Source organism: Methylobacterium sp. J-067, assembly GCF_022829465.1.
In the GTDB taxonomy this organism is placed as follows: domain Bacteria; phylum Pseudomonadota; class Alphaproteobacteria; order Rhizobiales; family Beijerinckiaceae; genus Methylobacterium; species Methylobacterium litchii.
Map to the genome: position 1 here is coordinate 45,456 of NZ_JAKSXZ010000022.1, position 22,377 is coordinate 67,832.

The following is a 22,377-nucleotide window of genomic DNA, read 5'->3' on the forward strand; positions in this document are numbered from 1 at the left end:
GCGCCATGGCGACAATGACCATCTCCCTCCCCGATCCGATGAAGGAATGGATCGAGGCCCAGATCAGACAAGGCGAGTACGCCAGCACGAGCGACTATGTCCGTAATCTGGTGCGCCGCGACCGGGAGCGGCGGGCCAAGCCCGAGTTGACCCTCGAGGATCTTCGCAGAATCGTGGACGAGTCGCGGGCGAGCGGACCGAGCGCGCTCAAGGTCCGCGACATCCTCGCGCGCGCCAGGACGCATGTGCAGGGCGACCCGCCGCCGGATGAGTGACTACCGCCTCACCAAGCGAGCGGAGGCGGACCTGTTCGACATCGCCGTTCACGGCTACCGGCAGTTCGGCGCCCGCCAAGCGGAAGCCTACGCCGCCGGACTCGAGCACGCGTTCGAACTCCTCGCTGAGAATCCCGAGATGGGCCGGAAGGCCGACGTGATTAGGCCGGGCGTTCACCGGCACGAGCATGCTTCTCACGTCATCCTATACGAGAGCGTGGACGACGGCGTTCTGATCCTGGCCATCGTTCACCGCCGCAGCGTGAGGCGCCTCGCGCTGCGGGAGGATGGGTGACGCCTACAACGCCTCGGCCACGGCCTTGGCGATCATCCGCGAGACCCGCACGTTCGATTCCACCGTCACCCCCGCGATGTGGGGCGTGAGGATCAGGTTCGGGCAGTCCGCGAACACCGCCCCGGCCTCGGCCGAGAGGGGTTCGGCGTCGAACACGTCGAGGGCCGCGCCGCCGAGATGGCCCTCCCGCAGAGCCTGCGCCACGGCGGGCTCGTCCACGACGCCGCCGCGCGCCGCGTTGATGAGGATCGCCCCCTTCGGCAGCCGCGCGATCATCCGCGCGTCGATGAGCCCGCGCGTCGCGTCCGTCAGGGGCACGTGCAGCGAGAGCACGTCCGCCTCCGCCACGAGGTCGTGCAGGGGCAGGCTGGCGACGCGGCCGCCGGGCTGCGCCCAGGCCGGATGGTCGGCTGGCAGGAAGGGGTCGTGCGCGCTCACCCGCATCCCGAGGGCGGCGGCGCGCTGGGCCGTCTCGCGGGCGATGGAGCCGAAGCCGACGAGGCCGAGCCGCTTGCCGGCGATCTCCCGGCCCATCAGCCGCCCGCGCGGCCAAGTCCCGGCGGCGACGTCGGCCGTGGCGCCGTAGGCCCCGCGCAGCAGCAGCATCGCCGTGGCGACGACGTATTCGGCCACCGAGACGTCGTTCGCCCCCGTCGCCGGGATCACCGTGATGCCTCGCGCCTGGCAGGCCGGCTGGTCGATGTTGTCGAGGCCGACGCCGAGGCGTCCGACGACGCGCAAGGCCGGGCCGGCGGCCAGCAGCGCCGCGTTCACCTTCGTCCGGTTGCGGACGATGAGCGCCCGCGCCCCGGACAGGGCGGCGCGCAGGTCGTCGGGTCTGTCGACGAGGGTCGGATCGTAGGCCACGTCGAAGCCCGACAGCGAATCGCGGATCGCGTCCTCGTCCATGAATTCGGTGATGACGACGTCCGGCATCTTCTGTTCCTTGGATGGGTCAGATCGCGGCGATCTCGGCCAGGAGCTTGGCGTCCACCGCGAGCCCGTCGCGCGCGGCCTTCTGGCGGAGCCCGAGCCGGCGCTGGCCGGGCAGGCGCGCGCCGGGCTGGTCCTCGATGGCGGCGGCGAGGAGGGCGAAGCGGTCCAGGGCGCCGTTCCCGAAAGCATCCGGGTCGAAGGCCAGGATGAGCTGGCCGGTGCCGGGCGGGCCGCCCTTGTCGTCGAGGAAGGAGGAGGCGTCGGCCGCGAAGGTCGCGCCCGTCAGGCCGGCGGCCAGCAGTTCCACCATCAGGGCGAGCGCCGTGCCCTTGGCGTCGCCGAGCGGCAGCATCGTGCCCGCGAGGGCGGCGGTGGCGTCGGTGGTCGGGCGGCCCTCCGCATCGACGGCCCAGCCCTCGGGGATCGGCTCGCCGCGCTGCTTGGCCGAGACGATGTTGCCCCGCGCCACCTTCGACAGGGAGAGATCGACCACCACCGGCTCCCGCCCCGGCAGGGGGCAGGCGAAGGCGATGGGGTTGGTGCCGAACACGGCCCGCTTGCCGTTCCAGGGGGCGATGGCCGCCGGGGTGTTGGCGAAGAGCAGGGCGACGAGGCCCTGGCGCGCCAGATCCTCCACGAACAGCCCCGCCGCGCCGCAATGGTGCGAACGCCGGATGGCGGCGGCGGCAAGGCCGCTCTCGCGGGCCATGCCGGGCAGGGCGTCGAGGGCGAGCGCCAGGGCCGGGTAGGCGAAACCGCTCGCCGCATCGATGGCTGCTACCGCCGGGCGGGGCTTGGCGAGGGTGGGGGTCGCGTGGCCGTCGACCTTGCCGGCCTTGGCCTGCGCCGCGTAGCTCGGCACCCGCGAGAGCCCGTGGCCCTTCAAGCCGTCCGCCTCGGCCCGCACCAGGGCGGCGGCGACGTGCCGGGCGTTGCCCGGCGCGGTGTCCGCCCGGACGAGGGCGTCGGCGACCACCATCTCGGCGTCCGGGATCGTGAGGATGTCGGCCATGGCGCTTCGGGGGTTGGAGTGTCCTCCCCCTCTCCCCGCTGGCGGGGAGAGGGGCGATGGGATCACGCGCTCCGGTAGAGCTTCGTCATCACGAACTCCCGGTGGCCGAGGGATTCGGCCGCCGTAAGCCGGCCGTTGGCCGTGCGCACCACCATGTCGATCAGCGCGTCGCCCGCCGCATCCAGCGTCATGTCCCGGCGCAGTACGCCGGTCACGTCCACGTCGATGTGCTCGCCCATGGTGCGCAGGGTCTTCGGGTTGCCGCTGATCTTGATCACCGGCACGATCGGGTTGCCGATCACGTTGCCCTGGCCGGTCGGGAAGGTGTGGATCACGTAGCCCGCCGCCGCCATCAGCGTCACGCATTCGGCCGCCGCCGAGGACGTGTCCATGTAGTAGAGGCCCGGACCCTTGGCCGGGGCTTCCGCCGGCTGAAGGGCGTCGATGTACCGGCACTCGCGGCCGATCTTCTCGAGGTTGCCGAGCGCCTTCTCCTCGATCGTGGTCAGGCCGCCCGCGATGTTGCCCTTGGTCGGCTGCGAATCCGACAGGTCGTCGGTCTTGTGCGCCTCGATCACGTCTTCCTGGTACGCTTTCCACATCGCGTACCACTTCTCGGCGATTTCAGGGCTCGCCGCGCGCTCGCGGCACAGGTGCTCGGCGCCGGTGATCTCGGAGGTCTCGCCGAACACGCCGTAGATCCCGTGGGGGATCAGCTTGTCGTACATGTTGCCCACCGTCGGGCAGGAGGCGAGGCCCGTCGTGGTGTCGGACTCGCCGCACTTGGTCGAGACCCACAGGTCGGTGATCGGGCATTCCTCCTTGGGCAACTCGCTCGCCCATTGCAGGAGGCGCTTGGCGGCGTAGCTCGCCTTGGCGATGGTCGCGATGTCGCCGTGGCCCTCGATGCCGAAGCCGACCACCGGCTTGCCGGTCTTGGCGATGCCCTCGACCACGCGGGACGTCCAGCCGTCCTCGATGCCGATCACCACCACGGCGGCGACGTTCGGGTTCGAGCCGATGCCGATCAGGGTGCGGAAGTGGATCTCCAGATCCTCGCCGAACTGCAACCGCCCGTAGGCGTGCGGCAGGGCCATCGTGCCCTTCACATTATTGGCCACCGCCTCGCAGGAGGCGTTCGACAGGTCGTCGAGGGGCAGGAGGACGACGTGGTTGCGCACGCCGACCCGTCCGTTCTCCCGCCGCCAGCCCATGAAGGTGGCACCGGCGTAATCCTCCGACGCGCGCCCGCTCGGCAGCGCCTGGGTGGTGAATTGATCGGGGGCCCCGCCGGCATAGGCGGCGGGCATGGAATGCTCGAAGGCGGCCTGCAAGCTCATGGGATCCTCACCAACGCTTCGTCTTGAGATTGTGGGTGTGGACGTGCTCGCCCTTGGCGATGTCGGCGACGGCCTTGCCGATGTCCTGGCCGTACTTCCACACCGTGTCGCCGGACTTGATGTCCTGCAGGGCGACCTTGTGGCCGATGGGGATCTCCTGCTTCGCCGTCAGCCGGAAGTCCGAATTGTCGTGCGTGACCACGCACAGCATCTCCGTTCCGGCATTGAGGTTCTCGACCACGACGACGCCCACCGAATCCTTGGGGTCGTGGACGAGGAGTTGGGGAACTCCCATTGCGTGCCTCCCGCTGCTTGGTCCGCCGGTCTTGTATAAGACCTAAGAATAGGCGGTCAAGGGCGGCGGCGCGGTCTCAGGCGCTGGCGCCGTCCGTGTCGACGATGTCGGCCGAGTAGCGGTTCTCGCGGGTGTCGCAGCGGCTGATGCGCAGTTCCACGGGACGCCCACTCACGTCGAAGGCGACGCGGACGATCTCCAACAGGGGCGATCCCTCCGGCACGGCCAGCGCCTGCGCCTCCTCCGGCCCGGCGGCGATGGCCTGGAGCCGTTCCTGCACGCGGGTGATCAGGATGCCGTGGCGCTCCTGGTAGATGACGTACATCTCCTCGCTCATCTCCTCCGTCGCCGGGAGGTCGAGGACGGGGATGATGGCGGCCGGCACGACGACGAACTCGTAGATCGCGGGGGCATCCTTGAGCGTCCGCACCCGCGTGACGGCGTGCAGGGGCGCGCCCTCGGGAAGGGACAATTGCCGCGCCTCCTCTGCCGTGGCGGGGCGGATCGCCTGCGCGATCAGCCGGCTCTTGGGGGAGAGCCGGGCGCCCTCCGGCGTGACGATGCGGAAGAACCGGAACAGCACGGTGTCGCGCGCGTGCCGGGCGACATAGGTGCCGACCCCCTGGCGCCGCACGATCAGCTTCTCGCCCTCCAGCGCGATCAGCGCCTTGCGCACCGTGCCCTGGCTCACCCCGTATTCGGCGGCGAGTTCGTGCTCCGTCGGCAGGAGGTCGCCGGGCTTCCAGGCCCCGTCCGCGATCCGCTTCGTGATGAGCCCCTGGATCTGGACGTAGAGCGGCCTTAGCTCCGGCTTGAAGGTCGCGGCGGGGTGGTCGTTCATCGCAGGCTCGGGGGGCGTCGGAAGGGCGGCGTGCGCTGCCTTGACTGCGTCAGATATCTTATATAAGACCTCCCGACCAGCTTAGTGGCAGACCCTCGCAAAGGGGGCAGGCGAACCGGCCTCGCCGGTTTTATCACAAGCGTTCCTGGGAGGGAGCGATGAGGCGAGAAGCCGGCACCGGCGGGGCCCCCCGTCCCGCGCGCACGCGCCGTCATTCCAAAGACCGACATCGCTGACAGAGACTCCGCACTCGCGGGGCCTTCCGACATGCGCCTCCGGCCCCTCCCGGCAAGGACGGGTGGGGCCGGGGCTCCTCGCGGCCGAGACCGCCAGCCCGGAGATGTCGAGCCATGACCACGCGCCAGCCCGCACCGCCCGTACCGAAGGCGACGGACCGCAAGACCATCTCCCTCCTCGCCTTCTCGGCGACATCGGGGGTGCTGGTCGAGTTCTACGACTTCTTCATCTTCGGCTACGCGGCGGCGAGCGCCTTCCCGCACACCTTTTTCCCGAACATCTCGCCGACCTGGGCGCTGATCTTCTCCTACCTGACCTTCGGCGCCGGCTTCCCGGCCCGCCTCCTCGGGGCCTACCTATTCGGCCATTTCGGGGACCGCGCCGGCCGGAAGACCTCGTTCCTGATCAACATCCTGATCGTCGGCGCCACGACCTTCATGGTCGGCCTGCTGCCGGGCTACGAGACGATCGGCATCGCCGCGCCGATCCTGCTCGTCACCCTGCGCATCGTCCAGGGGATCGGCCTCGGCGGCGAGTTCGGCGGGGCGGCCTCGCTGCTCGCGGAGTTCGGCGCCACGCGCCAGCACCGGGCCTTCTGGGTGTCGCTCGCCAACCTCGGCATCCCCGGCGGGGCGATGGCGGCGAGCGCGGTGCTCTACGTCCTGGCCGACAGCTTCTCGACCGGCGGCTGGCGCATCGCGATGCTGCTCTCGGTGGTCGTGGTGGTGCCCGGCCTGCTCGCCCGGTTCAAGCTCGCGGATTCACCGCTCTTCGAGCAGCTGAAGGCCAAGGACGAATTGTCCAAGATGCCGAGCCTCGACGTCACGCGGAAGCACTGGCGGCCGATCCTCCTGCTCGCCCTGTTCTGCGCCTTCCAGCAGATGGACGGCTATGTCAGCGGCACCTACGCCATCTCCTTCATGAAGTCGGCCGGCATCCCGCTGGCGACGACGGCGGTGATCATCTTCATCGCGCGGATCGGCGACGTCCTCGGCGTAGTGATCAGCGGCCCGGCCGCGGATTTCATGACCCGGAAGAAGCTCGGCTACATCGCGGTGATCCTCACGGCCGTGCTGTCCGTGCCCTACGCGCTCGCCATCCTGCACCAGCAGGTCTGGCTGGTGCTCGGCCTGCAATTCGTGATCACCCTGACCGGCGTCGGCATCCTGCACGGGCTCGCGCCGATCCTGACCTCGGAGAGCTTCCCGACCAAGTACCGCTATTCCGGGGCGGGCATCTCCTACAGCCTGTCGGCGATCCTCGGCGGCGGCATCGCGCCGCCGCTGCTCGCCGGGCTCATCGGGCAGGACGTGGCGGGGAATTGGTTTTATATTCCCGTCGTCTACGGCATCTACGCCGTCATCGCCGTGGCGGCCCTGGCTCTCACCCCCGAGACGCGGAATCGCCGCCTCGACGAATTCGCCGAGACCGGGGACGGCCAGGCCGGCGCCGGGAGCAAGGTCGCCTGCGGGGCGCCCACATGAGCGGCAGGAGGGAGCGGGCGATGATCGACAGGCGGGACCTCCTGAGAGGCATGGCCCTCGGGCTCGGCGGGGTGGGCCTTTCGGCCCGCGCCCTTCACGCCGAGGACGTGATGCTGCCCTTCGGCAACGGCGAGCGTCCGCTGGTCGCCTTTCCCGGCAAGCGCCCGCTCCTTCAGATGACGGCGCGCCCGCCGCAGCTGGAAACGCCGTTCTCGGTCTTCGACCACGGGGCGATCACGCCGAACGACGCGTTCTTCGTGCGCTACCACCTCGCCGACATCCCCACCCGCATCGACCCGGACGCCTTCCGCCTCGACGTGACGGGCCATGTCGAGCGCCCGCTCTCCCTCTCCCTCGCCGACCTCAAGGGGATGCCGGGGGTGGAGGTGGTGGCGGTCAACCAGTGTTCGGGCAATTCGCGCGGCTTCTTCGAACCGCGCATGGCCGGCGGGCAGCTCGCCAACGGCGCCATGGGCTGCGCCCGCTTCACCGGGGTGCCGCTGAAGGCGGTGCTCGACAAGGCCGGCGTGAAGGGCGGGGCGGTGCAGGTCGCCTTCGAGGGGCTCGACGGGCCGGTCCTGCCGGAAACGCCCGATTTCGCCAAGGCGCTCACCCTCGACCACGCGCGCGACGGCGAGGTGATGCTGGCCTGGGGCATGAACGGGCAGGACCTGCCCTGGCTCAACGGCTTCCCCCTACGCCTCGTGGTGCCGGGCTACTACGGCACCTACTGGGTCAAGCACCTCAACGCGGTGAGCGTCCTCGACAAGCCCTTCGAGGGCTTCTGGATGAAGACCGCCTACCGCATCCCGGACAACGGTTGCGCCTGCACCGAGCCCGGCAAGGCGGCGGACAAGACGGTGCCGATCGGGCGGTTCAACGTCCGCTCCTTCGTGACGAACCTGACGGACGGGCAGGAGGTGAAGGCGGGTAAGCTGCCCCTGCGCGGCATCGCCTTCGACGGCGGCTCGGGGATCCGCGCGGTCGAGGTCTCCACCGACGACGGCAAGAGCTGGGCGGAGGCGACACTCGGCCAGGATCTCGGCCGCTACGCCTTCCGCACCTGGACGGCCGAGGTCGAAATGGCCCCCGGCGCGCACGCCCTGCGGGTGCGGGCGACGGGCAACGACGGCGGCACGCAGCCGATGGAGCCGCGCTGGAACCCGGCCGGGTACATGCGCAACGTGGTCGAGACGACCCGGGTGAGGGCGGCCTGATGAGACTGACCGGATCCGTCGCGCTCCTGCTCGCGCTGGGCGGCCCGCTCGCCGCCGCGCCGCAGGATTACGCCCTGCCCGAACCCACGGCGCAGCTGAGGGCGCCCGCCGACCCCGCGCACCAGCCCGGCTTCGAGGCGGCGCAGGGTAATTGCATGGTCTGCCACTCGGTGGACTACATCGCCATGCAGCCGTCGAAGAAGGGGGCGGGGTTCTGGGACTCCGAGGTGACCAAGATGGTCAAGGTCTACCACGCCCCCGTCGGCGAGGCGGACGCCAAGGCCATCGCCGCCTACCTCGCCGCCACCTATTGAGGGCGGCGCGCTCTCACTGGGTGCGCATGATCTGGATCACCGCCGGGGTGATGATCACCACGAACAGCACCGGCAGGAAGAACAGGATCATCGGCACGGTGAGCTTCGGCGGCAGCGCGGCGGCCTTCTTCTCGGCCTCGATCATGCGCAGGTCGCGGCTCTCCTGGCTGAGCACCCGCAGGGCTTGCCCGACCGGCGTGCCGTAGCGCTCGGCCTGGCTCAGGGCGGTCGCCACCGCCTTCACCGGATCCAGGGCGGTGCGCATCACGAGGTTCTCGTAGGCCATGCGCCGGTCCGGCAGGAACGACATCTCCGCCACCATCACCGCCAGCTCCTCCGCGAGCACCACGGACGACACCGCGATCTCGGTGCTCACCTTGCGGAAGGCGTTCTCGATGGCCATGCCGGATTCGACGCAGATCAGCGTCAGGTCGAGGGCGTCGGGCCACGCCTTGCGGATCTCGGTCTGGCGCTTCTTGGCGGCGTTCACGAGGAACAGTTCCGGCGCCTTGATGCCGAGGAAGGCGGCGCCGATCGTCATGGCGACGCGCATCAGGTAGGAGACGTCGAACGCCTCCAGGATGAACAGGTAGAAGACCGCCGCGATGAACGCGGCGACCGGCGCCACGAGGCGGAAGAACAGGAACGCGGTCTCGGCGCCCTGGCCCCGGTAGCCTGCCATCAGCAGCTTGCGCTTGGCGGTGTCCGTGCCGAGCCAGCGGCGCAGGTTGTACCGGTCCACGACCTCCTTCATGTACGCCTTGGGCTCGGTGCGCAGGCTGCCCTTGGTCGTCAGCTTCTCGCGCTCGCGCCGCCGGATGATCTCGCGCTCGTCGCTCACGAGCTTCATCCGCTTGCCGAGCTTGTCGGGTTCGAGGAAGGGCTGCGCCACGGCGAAGGCGGTCGCCGCCGCCGCGAGGGCGGCCAGCGCCGTGCCCACGAAGCGGGCGTCGAACAGCTTTGCGGCGATCTCCTCGACCATCCCGTCCCCGTCAGATCTCGAAGGCGATCATCTTCTTGATGACCAAGATGCCGAGGCTCATCCAGATCGCCGAACCCACCAGGGCGATCTTGCCCGCGTCGGTGGTCCAGAGCAGCGAGATGTAGTCGGGGCTGGTGAGGGTGGTGATGCCCGCCACGCCGAAGGGCAGGGCGGCGATGATCGAGGCGGAGGCCTTGGCCTCCATGCTCATCGCCTGGATCTTGCCGCGCATCTTGGCGCGGTCGCGCAGCACCCGCGAGAGGTTGTTCAGCGCCTCGGAGAGGTTGCCGCCCGATTGCTGCTGGATGTTGATGACGATCGAGAAGAAGTTCACCTCGGCGGTGGGCACCCGCTCGTGCAGCCGGGCCACGGCCTCGCCGAGGGAAAGGCCGAGCGCCTGCGTCTCCACGATGGTGCGGAACTCGCCGCGCAGGGGTTCCTCCGCCTCGCGGGAGACCATGCGGAAGCAATCGCCCACGGGGATGCCGGTCTTGATGCCGCGCACCACCACGTCGACGGCGTTGGGCAGTTCCTTGTTGAACTTCGCCACCCTGCGCAGGCGCAGCCAGCGCAGCAGGAAGGGCGGCAGGCCGCAGGCGCCGAAGAAGGCGCCGCCGAGGGCCGCGAACGCACTGTCGGTGAGGAGGAACAGGAAGAATGCCAAGACGAAGCCGGCGATGCCGGCGAAGGTCCAGTAGGTCCTCTTGGTCCAGTCGAGGCCGGCGCGGGCGATCTTCAGTTCCAGCGTGACCTTAGCCGCGCCCTTGGCCTTGGCCTCGATCTCGCTCAGCGTCTTGGCGACCTGATCGCGCCGGTTCACGCCGCCGCCCCGCCCGGCCGCGGCCACGTTGGTCACGGCGATGGACTTCAGGCGCTTGGTCGCCCGGCGCTCGCCCGGCATCAGGGCGACGATGCCGGCATAGGTGATCAGCGCGACGGCGACGCCCATGAGGCCCGCGGCGACGGGCAGGCCGGGCAGGAGCGCGTCGAGATCGGGCCAGAGGTCGGGCATGGCCTCACGCCCCCTCGACGACTTCGGCCGCGTCGAGGGCCGCGCCCAGGCGGCCTTCCAGCCCGTAATAGCGGGCGCGTTCCCAGAAGCGCGGGCGGCCCACGCCGGTCGCCCGGTGGCGGCCGATGATCTTGCTGTTCGCGTCCTCGCCGATGATGTCGTAGAGGAAGATGTCCTGGGTGGTGATGACCTCGCCCTCCATCCCCAGCACCTCGGTGATGTGGGTGATGCGGCGCGAGCCGTCGCGCAGGCGGGTCGCCTGGATGATCACGTCGATCGAGCCGCAGATCATCTCGCGCAGCGTCTTCGAGGGCAGGGTGAACCCGCCCATGGAGATCATCGATTCGATACGCGACAGGCACTCGCGCGGGCTGTTGGCGTGCAGCGTGCCCATCGAGCCGTCGTGGCCGGTGTTCATGGCCTGCAGGAGGTCGAACGCCTCCGGGCCGCGCACCTCGCCGACGATGATCCGCTCGGGGCGCATACGCAGGCAGTTCTTCACGAGGTCGCGCATCGTGACCTGACCCTGGCCCTCCATGTTGGGGGGGCGGGTTTCCAGGCGCACCACGTGCGGCTGCTGGAGCTGGAGCTCCGCCGCGTCCTCGCAGGTGATGACGCGCTCGTCGTGCTCGATGAAGGCGGTCAGGCAGTTCAGGAGCGTCGTCTTGCCGGAGCCGGTGCCGCCGGAGATGACGACGTTGCAGCGCGACTGGCCGATGATCTTCAGCACCTCCGCGCCCTCGGGGGAGATGGCGCCGAAGCGGACGAGCTGGTCGAGGGTCAGCTTGTCCTTCTTGAACTTACGGATCGTGAGGGCCGGGCCGTCGATGGCCAGCGGCGGGGCGATGACGTTGACGCGGGATCCGTCCGGCAGGCGCGCGTCGCAGATCGGCGAGGCGTCGTCGACGCGCCGGCCCACCTGGCTCACGATGCGCTGGCAGATGTTCATCAGCTGCTGGTTGTCGCGGAACCGCACGCTGGTGAGCTGGATCTTGCCGGACACCTCGATGAAGGTCCGCCCGGCGCCGTTGACCATGATGTCGGCGATGTCGTCGCGGGCGAGCAGCGGCTCCAGCGGGCCGTAACCCAGCACGTCGTTGCAGATGTCGTCGAGCAGTTCCTCCTGCTCGGAGATCGACAGGACGATGTTCTTGAGCCCGATGATCTCCGTGACGATGTCGCGGATTTCCTCGCGCGCCGTCTCGGCGTCGAGATGGGCGAGCTGCGTCAGGTCGATCGCCTCGATGAGGGCGCCGAAGATCAGGCTCTTGGTGCGGTAATATTCGTCCGAGCGCGCGGCCTCGACCACCACCGGCGCCTGGCGCGTGGGTGGAGGCGCCTCGCGCGCGAGGGTCGGCGCGGGGGTGGGCTGCTGCATCGCCCGCGCCGGGACGACGGGGGGAGGCGCGGCGGTCGAACCGGATTGCCGTCTACCGAACATGATCGTTGCGGACCCGCATCACGAAGCCTTGCGGCGGGCGGCGAGCTTGGCGAGCAGCGGCTCGAGCAGGCTGGCGCCCCCGCCCTTGCGCCGCGTCTCGACCCTGCCGATGGCGGTGGCGGCGAGGTCGTTGAACAGCTCGGCCACCTTGGAACCGGGCTGCACCTCGGCGATCATCTGGCCGTTGTTGGCGGCGGTGCCGAACAGGGCCGGATCGAAGGGAATGGTCGCCGCGAGCGGCACGTCGAGGGCCTTGGCGAACTCGGCCGCCGCGATCTCCGGCCGTTTGGCCATGCCGCTGCCGTTGAGCAGGATGCGCGGGGGCGCGTCGTTGGGGCGGCCGTGCTTCAGGGCGCCCATCAGGTTCTTGGCGTTGCGCAGGCTGGCGAGGTCGGGGCCGGCGACGACGAGGATCTCGTCCGAGGCTGCGAGGACCCGCTTCGTCCAGGCGTTCCACTGGTGCGGCACGTCGAGGACGAGGCAGGGCACGTTGGCCCGCAGGTGCTCGATCAGCGTGTCGAAGGCGGGCTCCGACAGATCGATGGTCCGGTCGAGGCTCGCAGGCGCCGAGAGCAGGCTGAGGTTGTCGCTGCACTTCGAGAGCAGGCGCTCCACCAGGGCGGCGTCCAGGCGCTCGGGGGCGAACACCGCCTCCGCGATGCCCTGCGGCGGGTCCTGGTTGAAGTTCAGCGAGGCGGTGCCGAAGGCGATGTCGAGGTCGGCGATCACCGTCGGCACGCCCTGGCCGCGGGCGATGGACCACGCGAGGTTGTGCGCCACGGTCGAGGCGCCGATGCCGCCGCGCACGCCGAAGACCGAGATGGTGCGCCCGATCGGCTTCACCCCGGCGGCGGTGAACATCTCGGAGATGGCGGCGATCAGCCCCAGGGGCTCGACCGGGGCCATCAGGTAGTCGGAGACGCCGCGCTGGAGGAGCTGGCGGTAGAGCGTCACGTCGTTCAGGTGGCCGATCACCACGACGCGGGTGCCCTCGTCGCAGACCTCGGCGAGGGCGTCGAGGCATTCCAGCGGCTTCGAGCGGGCGCCCTGCACCTCGATAACGATGACGTTCGGCGTCGGGGCGTGGCGGAACGCCTCGATGGCGGCCGCGCCGCCGCCCATGCGGACCTTGACCCGCGCCCGCTGCAGGCGCCTGTCCTCGGCGGCCGCCTCGATCATGGCCGCCGTCTCGGTCAATTCGCAGAAGGCCTGGATCGTGATCCGGGGCACCGGGGCGATCACGCGATCGGCCGTCTCGCTCTGCTCCGCCATCACGGGACTCTCGGGGTTGAAACGCGGTTTTCGGCGCCGGGGGCCGCTCGGTCCCCGGCGTGACACATCAGTTGCCGACCTGAGCCTTCACGGATGTCTGGCCATCCTGACGCCACTGGGTTGACGGATCCTTGCCTTCGCGCAGTTGCCCGACGTCGCGGATGCGCTTGACCGAGTCGATCCGGCCCTCCGGACGCCCGCGGACGAGGTCGATCGGGTCGGCGACCTGGGCGGCCACCATGGACTGGGTCGAGCAGCCGAGGTTCCAGACCGGGCGGTTGCTGTTGTCGAAGGCGAAGTTGCTGCCGCCGAGATCCTGCGGCCAGGTCCCGCAGGCATCGGCCACCTTGGCCTGCATCCGCTGGAAGCTGAGGCGGATCGGCGCCGCGAGTTCGGGCGCGGCCACCGCGTAGGGGTTGGCGACGATGTCGCGCCGGGCCACGCCGTCCTGGCCCGCCCGCTGCACGATGAGGCCCGCCGTGCGCTCGGTGGCCACGGCCCGCACCGGGGGCAGGCCGCGCGGTACCTCCATCAGCATCCCGCCCCGCCCGTAGCGGCGGTATTCGAGCATGAAGGCGTCCACGTCGTCCCCCTGGCGGGGGTCGAGATGGCCGGGGCCGGTGGGGAACAAGTCGAGGCTGCGGGTGCCGTCCGCCAGCACGATCGGGTGCCGCGCACGGTAATCGGAGGTGCCGATCGCCCCCGTCACGGGGGGCTCGGCGTTGCAGGCGCCGGCCAGGGCCGCGAGGGCGCAGGCACAGGCGAGGTGCAGCCGCAGCCTGGATGGCGTCTGCGAGGGGGCGGGCGTCGTGCGTCCGGTCATCTCGGTCCTCGGCTCTCCGGCCGCGCTTGAGGGCTACTCGACGATAAAGCCGACGCGGCCGCGATAGGTGGGGGCCAGCGCCGGGGCGCCGGCCTTGCCGTAGAGGCGGTTGAACTGGCCGAGCAGCACGGCCTGGGTGTCGGCCGTGTCAACGAAGTTGTCGTCCGGCCGGCTGGCCTGGCGCGGCTCCACCGGCTTGGCGATGTAGGGGGTGACCATGATCATCAGCTCCGTCTCCTGGCGCTGGTAGTCGCGGGAGCGGAACAGGGCGCCAAGGATCGGCAGGTTGATCAGGCCCGGCAGGCCGGTGAGGGCCTGCTTGTTGACCTGCTGGATCAGGCCGGCGGTCATCATCACGCCGCCGGAGGGCAGTTCCACCGTCGTCTCCGAGCGGCGGACCCGCGTGCCCGGCACGGCGACCGAGGCGTTGCCGATCGGGAAGTTGAAGCTCTGCTGCGGGTCGATCTCGGTCACGTCGGTGGCGACGCGGATCGAGATGCGGTTGTCCGCCAGCACGACGGGCGTGAACGACAGCGCGACGCCGTATTGCTTGAACTCGATGCCCGGCGTGCAGACGCCGGTGGTGCAGGCCGCTGAGGACGGCACTGGGAACTCGCCGCCCGCCAGGAACTTCGCCGCCTCGCCGGAGATCGCGGTGAGGGTCGGCTCGGCGAGGATGCGCGAGACGCCGGCCTGCTCCAGGGCCTTCACGGTGGCGGTGAGGGAGAAGCCCGCCCCCCGGGCCGAGGCCTGGAACTGGCCGCTGCCGGTGCTGCCGCCGCTGATCGGGAAGGCGGTGGGGTTACTGAAGCCGGTGAGGGACGGGTCGGCGATGTTCCCGAGCGGGTTGATGGCCGACCAGTTGCCGTTCAGGTTCACGCCGAACTGCTTGATGACGTTGCGCGAGACCTCCATCACGGTGACGCGCAGCATCACCTGATCCTTGTTGCGGATCGTGAGGTTGTTGATGACCGCGCCGCGCGCGCCGGAGGCGACGCCGCCCGTGGAGCCGCCCCCCGTCGCCCCGCCGGCACCGAGGCCGACGAAGGCGTTGGAGATGTCGATGGCCTGCTGCGCCTCGGCCGAGGAGCCCACCGAGCCGGAGAGCAGCACCGAGGCGCCGGAGGAGCGCACGTCGAACCGCCCGCCGGGGATGCTCTGCTGCAGCAGGTCGCGCAGGGTGCTGAGGTTGAGGTCGCGGGCGACGGTGACGTCGAGGGCGGCGATCTGGCGCCCCTCCGCATCCATGATGAAGATGGTGGTGGCGCCGTCGGCCATGCCGATCACGAACACCTTGCGGGTCGAGCGCACCACGGCGTTCGCCACGGCGGGGTTGGCGACGAACACTTCCTTGGCGTCGCGCGGCAGGTCGACGATGACCGAACGGCCGGCGGTCAACTCGACCCTCCGGCTGGTGTTGGCTTCCGCCACGCCCACGGTGACGACCGGCGCCGGCCCGAGGGAGCCGCGCTCCTGCGAGCCGCGCAACTGGGCCGTGGCCGGACCCGGCAGGGCGGTGAGGGCGGCGAGCGCCAGCGCGCCGAGGCGGCGCGGGGCGGCGGGGCGGGTGATCATGGCGCGAGCCTTCCTGTCGCGGACCGTCATGGCGCTCACGGCGTGTGCTGCCGGGTGATGCCGAAGCGCACCACGGTCAGCCCCTGTTCGGGACCGGCCGCCTCGGCGACCGGCGTTTCGGCTTCGGCCGTGTGGCCGGCATCGGCGAGGCTGCGCAGGGCCAGGGAGAGCGACCCGATCTTCTGGGCCAGCGTCACCGTCTCGGCCTGGGGCGGCGTGAGGGCCAGCGTCGCGGTCTCGCCCGTCACGACGTTGGTGCCGTTCTTCTCTTGGATGAGCTGGCCCACGGCCAGCACCCGGATGTCGCGCAGGATCGTCTGGGAGACCTGCACGTCCGATCCCGCGTTCTTCGAGGCGGCGTCGTCGCGGAAGGTGCGGATCACGTCGACCCGGTCGTTCGGCAGGATGAAGCCGCCGGCCGAGTTGGTGCCCCGGCTGTCGGTGACGATGGCCACCGCCCGCATGCCGGCCGGCAGGATCGCGGCCATGAAGCCGCTCTCGGGCCGCACGAGCTTCTGCGCGCGGATCGGCTCTCCGGCGAGGAAGGGGGAGCGCACCGTGGCCCCCACCGTCGTCTCCAGGGCGTCGGGCTTGTCCTTGCGCGTCACGAAGCCGGGAGAGACGGCCGATTCGGGCCAGGGCTGCCAGCGCAGGTCGGCGGCCTGGAGCACCTGGCCCATCGCCTCGTCGGCGGCGGCGACCAGCACGTCGGTCGTGGGCGGCGGGGGCGCCTGCACGACCTTCTCCGGCGGGGGAGGCGGTGGGGGCGGGCTGCCCCCCATGAGGTAGGCCGCCCCGCTGCCCGCGAGGAGGGCGATGCCGAGGACGGCGAGGCGGGCGGGTTTCATCGGGCTTCCGGTCGGGCCTGGGGGTCAGCGGAGCGCCGGATCGGCGGACATGACCGGAAGTTGCGCTCGATTGGTGTAAACATGGTTAAGTGTTGCTGACCGATGCGCCGCGGGGCCTGTCTCGCCGTGCGAAAGGAGGCGGGAACCGTCACGTCCCCATGCTCGCCGCCGTGGCGCGGCTCCGGCGCTTGTCCTAGGCTCGCGCCCGACTCGGCCCGTCAGAGGCCGGGGATACCAGCACGACGGGATGAAACGCATGGTCAAGGGTATCGGCGGCGCGGCGCTCGCGGCCGCCCTCGCGGGTTCGGTGCTCGGTTCGGGCCCCGCCGCGGCACAGGCCCCGGCGCAGGGGGCCTATTCGGGCAACGCGGTGAAGATCGGCATCCTCAACGATCAGTCCGGCCTCTACGCCGAGTTCGGCGGCACCGGCTCCGTCGAGGCCGCGAAGATGGCCGTCGAGGATATGGGCGGCAAGGTCGGCGGCGTGCCGATCGAGATCGTCTCGGCCGACCACCAGAACAAGCCCGACATCGCCTCGGGGATCGCGCGCCAATGGTACGACCGCGACGGCGTCGACGCGATCATGGAACTCACGACCTCCTCGGTGGCGCTAGCGGTGCAGGGCCTGTCGAAGGAGAAGAAGAAGATCACCATCACGACGGGCGCGGCCTCCAGCGACCTCACCGGCAAGGCCTGCACGCCCTACGGCTACCATTGGGCCTACGACACCCATGCGCTGGCCGTCGGCACGGGCGGGGCCCTGACGCGGGCGGGCGGCAAGACGTGGTTCTTCCTGACCGCCGACTACGCCTTCGGCACGGCGCTGGAGAACGACACCTCGGCGGTCGTGAAGGCCAATGGCGGCTCGGTGGTGGGCTCGGTGCGCCATCCGCTGTCGGGCCAGGACTTCTCCTCGTTCCTGCTCCAGGCCCAGGGGTCGAAGGCGCAGGTGATCGGGCTCGCCAATGCCGGCCTCGACACCTCGAACTCGATCAAGCAGGCGGCGGAATACGGCATCACCGATGGCGGCCAGAAGCTCGCGGCGCTGCTCTTCACCCTGTCCGAGGTCCACGGGCTCGGCATCAAGGCGGCGCAGGGCCTAACCCTCACCGAGGGCTGGTACTGGGACCTCAACGACGAGACCCGCGCCTTCGGCCAGCGCTTCATGAAGCGCACCGGCCGGATGCCGAACATGATCCAGGCCGGCACCTATTCGGCGGTGTTGTCCTACCTGAAGGCGGTGAAGGCGGCGGGCACGGACGAGACCGACGCGGTCAACGCCAAGCTGAAGGCCCTGCCGGTGGACGACGTGTTCACCCATAACGGCCACGTCCAGCAGACAGGCCTGATGGTGCACGACATGTACCTGTTCGAGATCAAGAAGCCCGCCGATTCGAAGGGCGAGTGGGATCTCTACAAGCTGGTCTCCACCATCCCCGGGAAGGAGGCCTACGCCACCGAAGCCGAGAGCGGCTGCCCGCTGGTGGCGGGGAAGTAGAAGGTCTTGAACCCTCGGCGTCATTGCGAGCCACGCGAAGCAATGACGCCGAGGGTGTGCCCCTAGGCGTACCCGGCTTCCCGCTGGTGCCTGACCGCCAGTACCACGATCCCCTCGCCGTCCGCCCGATAGAGGGCGACATAGCCGCTCGATCCGAAGGGGATCAGCCATTCGCGAAATTCGGGGGCGAGATGGGCCACAGGGCGCCCCGCCGCCGGGTGGGCCTGGATGGTCCGCATCCCGTCCCGGATGGCGCGCACTGCCTGCGTCGCGGCCGCGGGATTCTTGTCGGCCAGGAAGCGGTAGCAGCGCTGGACGCCCTTGAGCGCCTCCGGCGACCAGATCAGTCGTGACATTCCGGCGGCTCGACGTCCTGTCCGCCCTCGAGCTGCGCCATCCAGGCATCGGCTTCGCGGTCGGTCAGGTGCAACCCTGTCGCCTCATAAGTCGCCCAGGCGGCAACAGCCTCCTGCCGGAAGGCCTCGCGCTTTTCCTCGCGGGCGACGTATTCGGTGATGGCCTCGCGCATCAGGTAATGCGCGGAACGGTTCTGAGCCTTGGCGAGCTCACGCACCCGCGCATGGACCTCGACGTCCAGCTTCACGGCGACGGGGCGCGTGGCGGGCATCGACTCGCTCCTCGGTATCGAAAGGTAATACCAAGGATAGCGCGCTGCCTCGGACCCCGCTACCCCGCCCACACCTCCCGGTACAGGGCGGCGATCTCCTCCGCGTTCGGCACGCGCGGGTTGTTGCCCGGCGAGCCCGAGGCCAGGGCCTGCTCGGCCATGATGGGGATCAGCGCGTTCCATTTCGCGGCGTCGAGGCCGTATTCCTGCGGGCTCGGCACGTCGAGGTCGTCGTTGAGGGCGCGCAACTCGTTGACCAGCGCCGAGGCCGCCGCCTCGTCGCCGGGGCCGCACTTCACCCCCATCGCCCGGGCACAGGCGGCGTAGCGGTCGATGGCGCCGGGGGCCGAGAAGGCCGTCACCGCCGGCAGCAGCATCGCGTTCGACAGGCCGTGCGCCACGTGGAAATGCGCGCCGATCGGCCGGCTCATCCCGTGGACCAGCGCCACGGACGCGTTCGAGAAGGCGATGCCGGCCTGGGTCGCGCCGAGCATCATCGCCTCGCGGGCGGCGCGGTCGCCGGGATCGGTCCAGACCCGGCGCAGGTTCGGGGCGATCAGCCCCATCGCCTGCAGGGCGAGCCCGTCCGAGAAGAGGTTCGACCGCCGCGAGACATAGGCCTCGATGGCATGGGTCAGGGCGTCGATGCCCGTGTCGGCCGTGAGGCGCTTGGGCTTGGTCAGCGTCAGCTCGTAATCGACCAGCGCCGCCACCGGCAGGTAGGCGAGGCCGATGCAGAGCATCTTCTCGTCGTTGGCCTCGTCGGTGACGATGGTGAAGCGCGTCGCCTCCGATCCGGTGCCGGCGGTGGTCGGGATCGCCACGATGGGCAGGCCCGCCTCCTCCTGCAGGTGGGGCGCCTTGTAGCGGCGCATCGGGCCGCCGTGCCGGGCCAGCACCGCCACCGCCTTGGCCGTGTCCATCGGCGAGCCGCCGCCGAAGCCGACGACGCAATCGTAATCGCCCTGCTGGAGCGCCGCCAGCGCCGCATCGACCGAGGTCACCGTCGGGTCGGGCACCGTCTCGGAGAAGATCCGCGCCTTCACCCCGCCGGCCGCGAGCCGCTCGGTCAGGGTCTCCACCGCGCCGCTGCCGGCGAGGAACGGGTCGGTGACGACGAAGGGACGGGACAGGCCGAGCTGGCCGAGCACCTCCGGCAGGAGCCGGGAGGCTCCGGCGCCGACGCGCATGAGACGCGGCAGGGCGATCGAGGCGACCATTGTTTCCTCCATGCGGCCCGCCGGCGCGGGGCCTTTCCCCTGTTTCCATAGGCCTCGGGAGGGCCAGGCGAAACCGGCGATCCTGACAAGCGCGGGGGCTTCACCCGTGCCCTGGCGCACCTTCCGGCATGAACCGCGCCCGCCGTCGCGCGTTCGGTGCCGGATTGCTGCATTGCAAAAACGCCCGTTGCGGCCGGCGCGCGTCCCCCCGATCTTCCCAGGCCAGGAAAGGAGGCCAACATGAGCGAGCATCCCCACGGCGCCCAGCCGCACAACCCCGTCACCGCCGTCCCCGAACATTCGCCGGACATGGTGGCCCCCGAGACCGCGCGCTTCGCGGGCCACGTCCTCGCCGGCCCGAAGGCCGAGAAGACGGTGGCGCTGGCCCTGCAGGGCGGTGGCGCGCACGGCTCCTTCACCTGGGGCGTGCTCGATGCCCTGATCGAGGACGGGCGGCTCGGCTTCGAGGCCCTGACCGGCGCGAGCGCCGGGGCGATGAACGCCGTCGTGATGGTCGATGGCTGGGTCAAGGGCGGGCCGGACGGTGCCCGCGAGGCGCTGGAGCAGTTCTGGCGGGAGGTGAGCCTCGACGGCGACCTCGGCCCGACGCAGCGCAACATGGTCTCGGGCCTGCTCAACCTGTGGAAGGGCAACCCCGTCGCCGAGTTCTGGCTCAAAGCGCTGACGCCGAGCCCCTACGTGTCGAACCCGCTGAACATCAACCCGCTGCGCAAGGCCCTGGCGAAGCAGGTGGATTTCGAGCGCCTGCGCGATGCGCCGACGGCGGGGGTGTACGTGTCGGCGACCAATGTCTGGACCGGCAAGCTCGCCGTGTTCGAGCGCGACACCCTCACCGTCGATCACCTGATGGCCTCGGCCTGCCTGCCCACGGTGTTCCAGGCGGTGGAGATCGAGGGCGTGCCCTATTGGGATGGCGGCTACCTCGGCAATCCGCCCCTCTACCCGCTCTACCGGGGCGCGCGGACCCGCGACATCCTGCTCGTGCAGATCAACCCCGTCGAGCGGCGGGAGACCCCGCGCACCGAGGCCGAGATCCGCGACCGGCTGAACGAGATCACCTTCAACGCCAACCTGATGCGCGAATTGCGGGCCATCGACTTCGTGGACGGGCTGATCGAAGAGGGCACGCTGGGCCGCAACGGATACGAGCGCGTGCTGATCCACCGGATCGACGGCACCGACGCCCTGGAGGATTACAACGCGGCCTCGAAGCTCGACGCCCGCTGGAAGGTGTTCCTGCGCCTGCGCGACAAGGGGCGGGCGGCGGCCCAGGCCTGGCTCGGCCAGCATTTCGAGCAGGTCGGCCAGACCTGCACCATCAACCTGCGCGAGGCCTATCAATAGGGCCGGGATTAATCCCGGACCCTGCGGCGTTCACCTCACATGCCCGATAAGAACGCCCTACCGGACATCGTCGACCTTCTGGTGCCGCTCCGGCGCTATGCCCGTGCGCTGACCCGGGATGCCCTGAAGGCCGACGACCTCGTGCACGACACCCTGGTGCGCGCCCTGGAGGCGAAGGGGACGCTGCGCCCCAACACCAACCTGCGCACCTGGATGATGACGGTGCTGCACAACGTCTTCATCGACGAGCAGCGCCGCCGCCAGGTCGAGGTGCGTCACGCCGACGCCCTCGTGCGGATGCACGACGAGACGAGCCCGCCCGCCCAGGAGGGTCAGGTGCGGCTCGCGCAGATCCGCGAAGCCTTCGCCACCCTGCCGGAAGAGCAGCGCGCCGCGCTCCACCTCGTGACCATCGAGGGCATGGCCTATGCCGACGCGGCGGCCGTGCTCGGCATCCCCATCGGCACGCTGATGTCCCGCCTCGGGCGCGGGCGCGCCGCCCTGCGCGCCTTCGAGGAGGGGACGCGTCTCGGCCGCGATGCGGACGATCCGCCGGGCCCGGCCCGACCGGCCCGTCCGCCGCTGCGGCTCGTCACCGGCAACGGCGCCCCACGGCGGGCCGTGGGCGATTCGTGACTCGGGGCGCTGCGCCCGCCCCCTTTCCGGGAGCCCGTCACGCCGGACGGGAGACCGGCAGACTTTAGGATGTCACCGATGATCGATCCGATCACAGACAGCGATCTCATCGCCTTCGTCGATGGGCAGATCGACCCGATGCGCCGCCTCGAGATCGAGGCCCATCTGGCCGCCCATCCCGAGGCGGCGGCCCGCGTCATGGCGGATTTCCACGACCGCGACGCCCTGCGCGCCAGCTTCCGCGAACGCCTCGGCCCCGGCCCGGACCGCAACTTCGCCTTGGCCCGGCGGCTCGACCGTTCCCTCCGCTGGGGCCGCGTCGCCTCCCGGATGAAGCGGGCGGCGGCCATCGCCGTGCTGGTCGGCGCGGGCTGGCTCGCCCATGACGAGATCGGCCGTTTCGGCGTGCCGGATACGCTGGCCTCCCCCATCGATGCGAGCCTCGTGGAGGACGCGCGCCAAGCCCGCGCCGTGGCGCATCTGCGCCTCGTGACGGCGGCGGACGCGGCGTCCTACGACCGCGACCGCCTACGCCGGGCCACCGGGGTCGAGCTGCCGCCCCTGCCGGAGGGCTGGCGGGTCCGCGACCTGCAGGTCTTCCCGTCCCGGCACGGAACCGGCATCGAGGTCGCGTTCGAGGCGGAATCCATCGGCGAGGTCTCCCTCTTCGCCACCCGCGCCGACGGCCGCTCCGGCCCGGCCATGCTCGGCGACACCGCCGAGGGCCGCGTCCTCGCCTGGACCTCCGGCGGCAACGCCTATGCGGTGAGCGGCCCCCTGCGGGATGCGGTGCTGCAGCGCGCGGCGAACCTGCTCGGGGGCTGAGCGCCC

At 70.5% G+C, this 22,377-nt stretch carries 24 protein-coding genes; 9 read left to right on the plus strand and 15 right to left on the minus strand.

What is annotated here, in order from left to right; genetic code table 11:
* Nucleotides 1-5: 5 nt before the first annotated feature.
* Entirely contained in the window at nt 6-275 is a 270-nt protein-coding gene (locus tag MKK52_RS01015) for a type II toxin-antitoxin system ParD family antitoxin (RefSeq protein ID WP_243951890.1), read from the plus strand.
* On the plus strand, nt 268-570 hold the full coding sequence (locus tag MKK52_RS01020) for a type II toxin-antitoxin system RelE/ParE family toxin (RefSeq protein WP_243951891.1): 303 nt from the start codon (nt 268-270) through the stop codon (nt 568-570). The genes MKK52_RS01015 and MKK52_RS01020 overlap by 8 nt, the downstream gene beginning before the upstream one ends.
* Nucleotides 571-573: 3 nt before the next feature.
* Here the strand turns inward: MKK52_RS01020 and MKK52_RS01025 are convergent, their stop codons facing one another.
* The 5 genes from MKK52_RS01025 to MKK52_RS01045 form a co-directional block, all read right to left on the minus strand.
* Nucleotides 574-1,506 (minus strand): hydroxyacid dehydrogenase, encoded by a 933-nt coding sequence (locus tag MKK52_RS01025; protein WP_243951892.1) that lies wholly within the window; start codon nt 1,504-1,506, stop codon nt 574-576.
* A gap of 19 nt (nt 1,507-1,525) precedes the next feature.
* Entirely contained in the window at nt 1,526-2,518 is a 993-nt protein-coding gene (locus MKK52_RS01030; protein ID WP_243951893.1) for an Ldh family oxidoreductase, read from the minus strand.
* 62 nt (nt 2,519-2,580) lie between these two features.
* Nucleotides 2,581-3,858 carry a UxaA family hydrolase gene (locus MKK52_RS01035; protein WP_279597567.1) on the minus strand — a complete coding sequence of 426 codons (1,278 nt, stop codon included), beginning with the start codon at nt 3,856-3,858 and terminating at the stop codon, nt 2,581-2,583.
* 7 nt (nt 3,859-3,865) lie between these two features.
* On the minus strand, nt 3,866-4,153 hold the full coding sequence (locus tag MKK52_RS01040) for a UxaA family hydrolase (RefSeq protein ID WP_243951894.1): 288 nt from the start codon (nt 4,151-4,153) through the stop codon (nt 3,866-3,868).
* Nucleotides 4,154-4,229: 76 nt separating this feature from the next.
* Nucleotides 4,230-4,994, minus strand: a complete 765-nt coding sequence (locus tag MKK52_RS01045) for a GntR family transcriptional regulator (RefSeq protein ID WP_243951895.1) — start codon at nt 4,992-4,994, stop codon at nt 4,230-4,232.
* Nucleotides 4,995-5,344: 350 nt separating this feature from the next.
* Between MKK52_RS01045 and MKK52_RS01050 the strand changes: the two genes are divergently transcribed.
* The 3 genes from MKK52_RS01050 to MKK52_RS01060 are packed head-to-tail and all read left to right on the plus strand — an operon-like array spanning nt 5,345 to nt 8,246.
* A complete protein-coding gene (locus MKK52_RS01050; protein ID WP_243951896.1) occupies nt 5,345-6,715 on the plus strand; it encodes an MFS transporter in 1,371 nt (456 codons plus the stop codon).
* Nucleotides 6,716-6,735: 20 nt separating this feature from the next.
* The gene (locus MKK52_RS01055; RefSeq protein ID WP_243951923.1) at nt 6,736-7,932 is read left to right on the plus strand and encodes a molybdopterin-dependent oxidoreductase; all 1,197 of its coding nucleotides are present in this window, start codon (nt 6,736-6,738) and stop codon (nt 7,930-7,932) included.
* Nucleotides 7,932-8,246, plus strand: a complete 315-nt coding sequence (locus MKK52_RS01060; protein ID WP_243951897.1) for a cytochrome c — start codon at nt 7,932-7,934, stop codon at nt 8,244-8,246. The genes MKK52_RS01055 and MKK52_RS01060 overlap by 1 nt, the downstream gene beginning before the upstream one ends.
* Before the next feature lie 13 nt (nt 8,247-8,259).
* On the opposite strand, the gene MKK52_RS01065 is transcribed toward MKK52_RS01060, so the two are convergent.
* The 7 genes from MKK52_RS01065 to cpaB all read right to left on the minus strand — a co-directional run bounded on the left by MKK52_RS01065 (nt 8,260) and on the right by cpaB (nt 16,199).
* Nucleotides 8,260-9,228 carry a type II secretion system F family protein gene (locus MKK52_RS01065; protein WP_243951898.1) on the minus strand — a complete coding sequence of 323 codons (969 nt, stop codon included), beginning with the start codon at nt 9,226-9,228 and terminating at the stop codon, nt 8,260-8,262.
* A gap of 10 nt (nt 9,229-9,238) precedes the next feature.
* Nucleotides 9,239-10,240, minus strand: a complete 1,002-nt coding sequence (locus MKK52_RS01070) for a type II secretion system F family protein (protein WP_243951899.1) — start codon at nt 10,238-10,240, stop codon at nt 9,239-9,241.
* Between the two features lie 4 nt (nt 10,241-10,244).
* The gene (locus tag MKK52_RS01075; RefSeq protein ID WP_243951900.1) at nt 10,245-11,681 is read right to left on the minus strand and encodes a CpaF family protein; all 1,437 of its coding nucleotides are present in this window, start codon (nt 11,679-11,681) and stop codon (nt 10,245-10,247) included.
* Between the two features lie 18 nt (nt 11,682-11,699).
* Nucleotides 11,700-12,953, minus strand: a complete 1,254-nt coding sequence (locus MKK52_RS01080) for a CpaE family protein (protein ID WP_243951901.1) — start codon at nt 12,951-12,953, stop codon at nt 11,700-11,702.
* 67 nt (nt 12,954-13,020) lie between these two features.
* On the minus strand, nt 13,021-13,776 hold the full coding sequence (locus MKK52_RS01085; protein ID WP_243951902.1) for a CpaD family pilus assembly protein: 756 nt from the start codon (nt 13,774-13,776) through the stop codon (nt 13,021-13,023).
* 33 nt (nt 13,777-13,809) lie between these two features.
* The gene (locus MKK52_RS01090; protein ID WP_243951903.1) at nt 13,810-15,351 is read right to left on the minus strand and encodes a type II and III secretion system protein family protein; all 1,542 of its coding nucleotides are present in this window, start codon (nt 15,349-15,351) and stop codon (nt 13,810-13,812) included.
* A gap of 35 nt (nt 15,352-15,386) precedes the next feature.
* Nucleotides 15,387-16,199 (minus strand): Flp pilus assembly protein CpaB, encoded by an 813-nt coding sequence (cpaB, locus tag MKK52_RS01095; RefSeq protein ID WP_243951904.1) that lies wholly within the window; start codon nt 16,197-16,199, stop codon nt 15,387-15,389.
* A 256-nt stretch (nt 16,200-16,455) separates the two neighbouring features.
* Here cpaB and MKK52_RS01100 point away from each other — a divergent pair, with 256 nt between their 5' ends.
* Nucleotides 16,456-17,697, plus strand: coding sequence for an ABC transporter substrate-binding protein (locus tag MKK52_RS01100; protein WP_243951905.1), 1,242 nt, complete (start codon nt 16,456-16,458; stop codon nt 17,695-17,697).
* Nucleotides 17,698-17,759: 62 nt separating this feature from the next.
* Here MKK52_RS01100 and MKK52_RS01105 read toward each other — a convergent pair whose 3' ends face one another.
* Genes MKK52_RS01105 through MKK52_RS01115 form a run of 3 tightly spaced genes read right to left on the minus strand, consistent with a single transcriptional unit; the run spans nt 17,760 to nt 19,545 of the window.
* Entirely contained in the window at nt 17,760-18,053 is a 294-nt protein-coding gene (locus MKK52_RS01105; protein ID WP_243951906.1) for a type II toxin-antitoxin system RelE/ParE family toxin, read from the minus strand.
* On the minus strand, nt 18,041-18,325 hold the full coding sequence (locus MKK52_RS01110; protein WP_243951907.1) for a CopG family ribbon-helix-helix protein: 285 nt from the start codon (nt 18,323-18,325) through the stop codon (nt 18,041-18,043). The genes MKK52_RS01105 and MKK52_RS01110 overlap by 13 nt, the downstream gene beginning before the upstream one ends.
* Nucleotides 18,326-18,384: 59 nt before the next feature.
* A complete protein-coding gene (locus MKK52_RS01115; RefSeq protein ID WP_243951908.1) occupies nt 18,385-19,545 on the minus strand; it encodes an iron-containing alcohol dehydrogenase in 1,161 nt (386 codons plus the stop codon).
* 240 nt (nt 19,546-19,785) lie between these two features.
* Here MKK52_RS01115 and MKK52_RS01120 point away from each other — a divergent pair, with 240 nt between their 5' ends.
* The 3 genes from MKK52_RS01120 (at nt 19,786) to MKK52_RS01130 (ending at nt 22,371) form a co-directional block, all read left to right on the plus strand.
* Complete coding sequence (locus MKK52_RS01120) at nt 19,786-20,910, plus strand: patatin-like phospholipase family protein (RefSeq protein WP_243951909.1); 1,125 nt, start codon at nt 19,786-19,788, stop codon at nt 20,908-20,910.
* Nucleotides 20,911-20,949: 39 nt separating this feature from the next.
* Nucleotides 20,950-21,546 carry a sigma-70 family RNA polymerase sigma factor gene (locus MKK52_RS01125; protein ID WP_243951910.1) on the plus strand — a complete coding sequence of 199 codons (597 nt, stop codon included), beginning with the start codon at nt 20,950-20,952 and terminating at the stop codon, nt 21,544-21,546.
* Between the two features lie 78 nt (nt 21,547-21,624).
* Complete coding sequence (locus MKK52_RS01130) at nt 21,625-22,371, plus strand: anti-sigma factor family protein (protein ID WP_243951911.1); 747 nt, start codon at nt 21,625-21,627, stop codon at nt 22,369-22,371.
* The last annotated feature ends 6 nt before the right edge of the window (nt 22,372-22,377 follow it).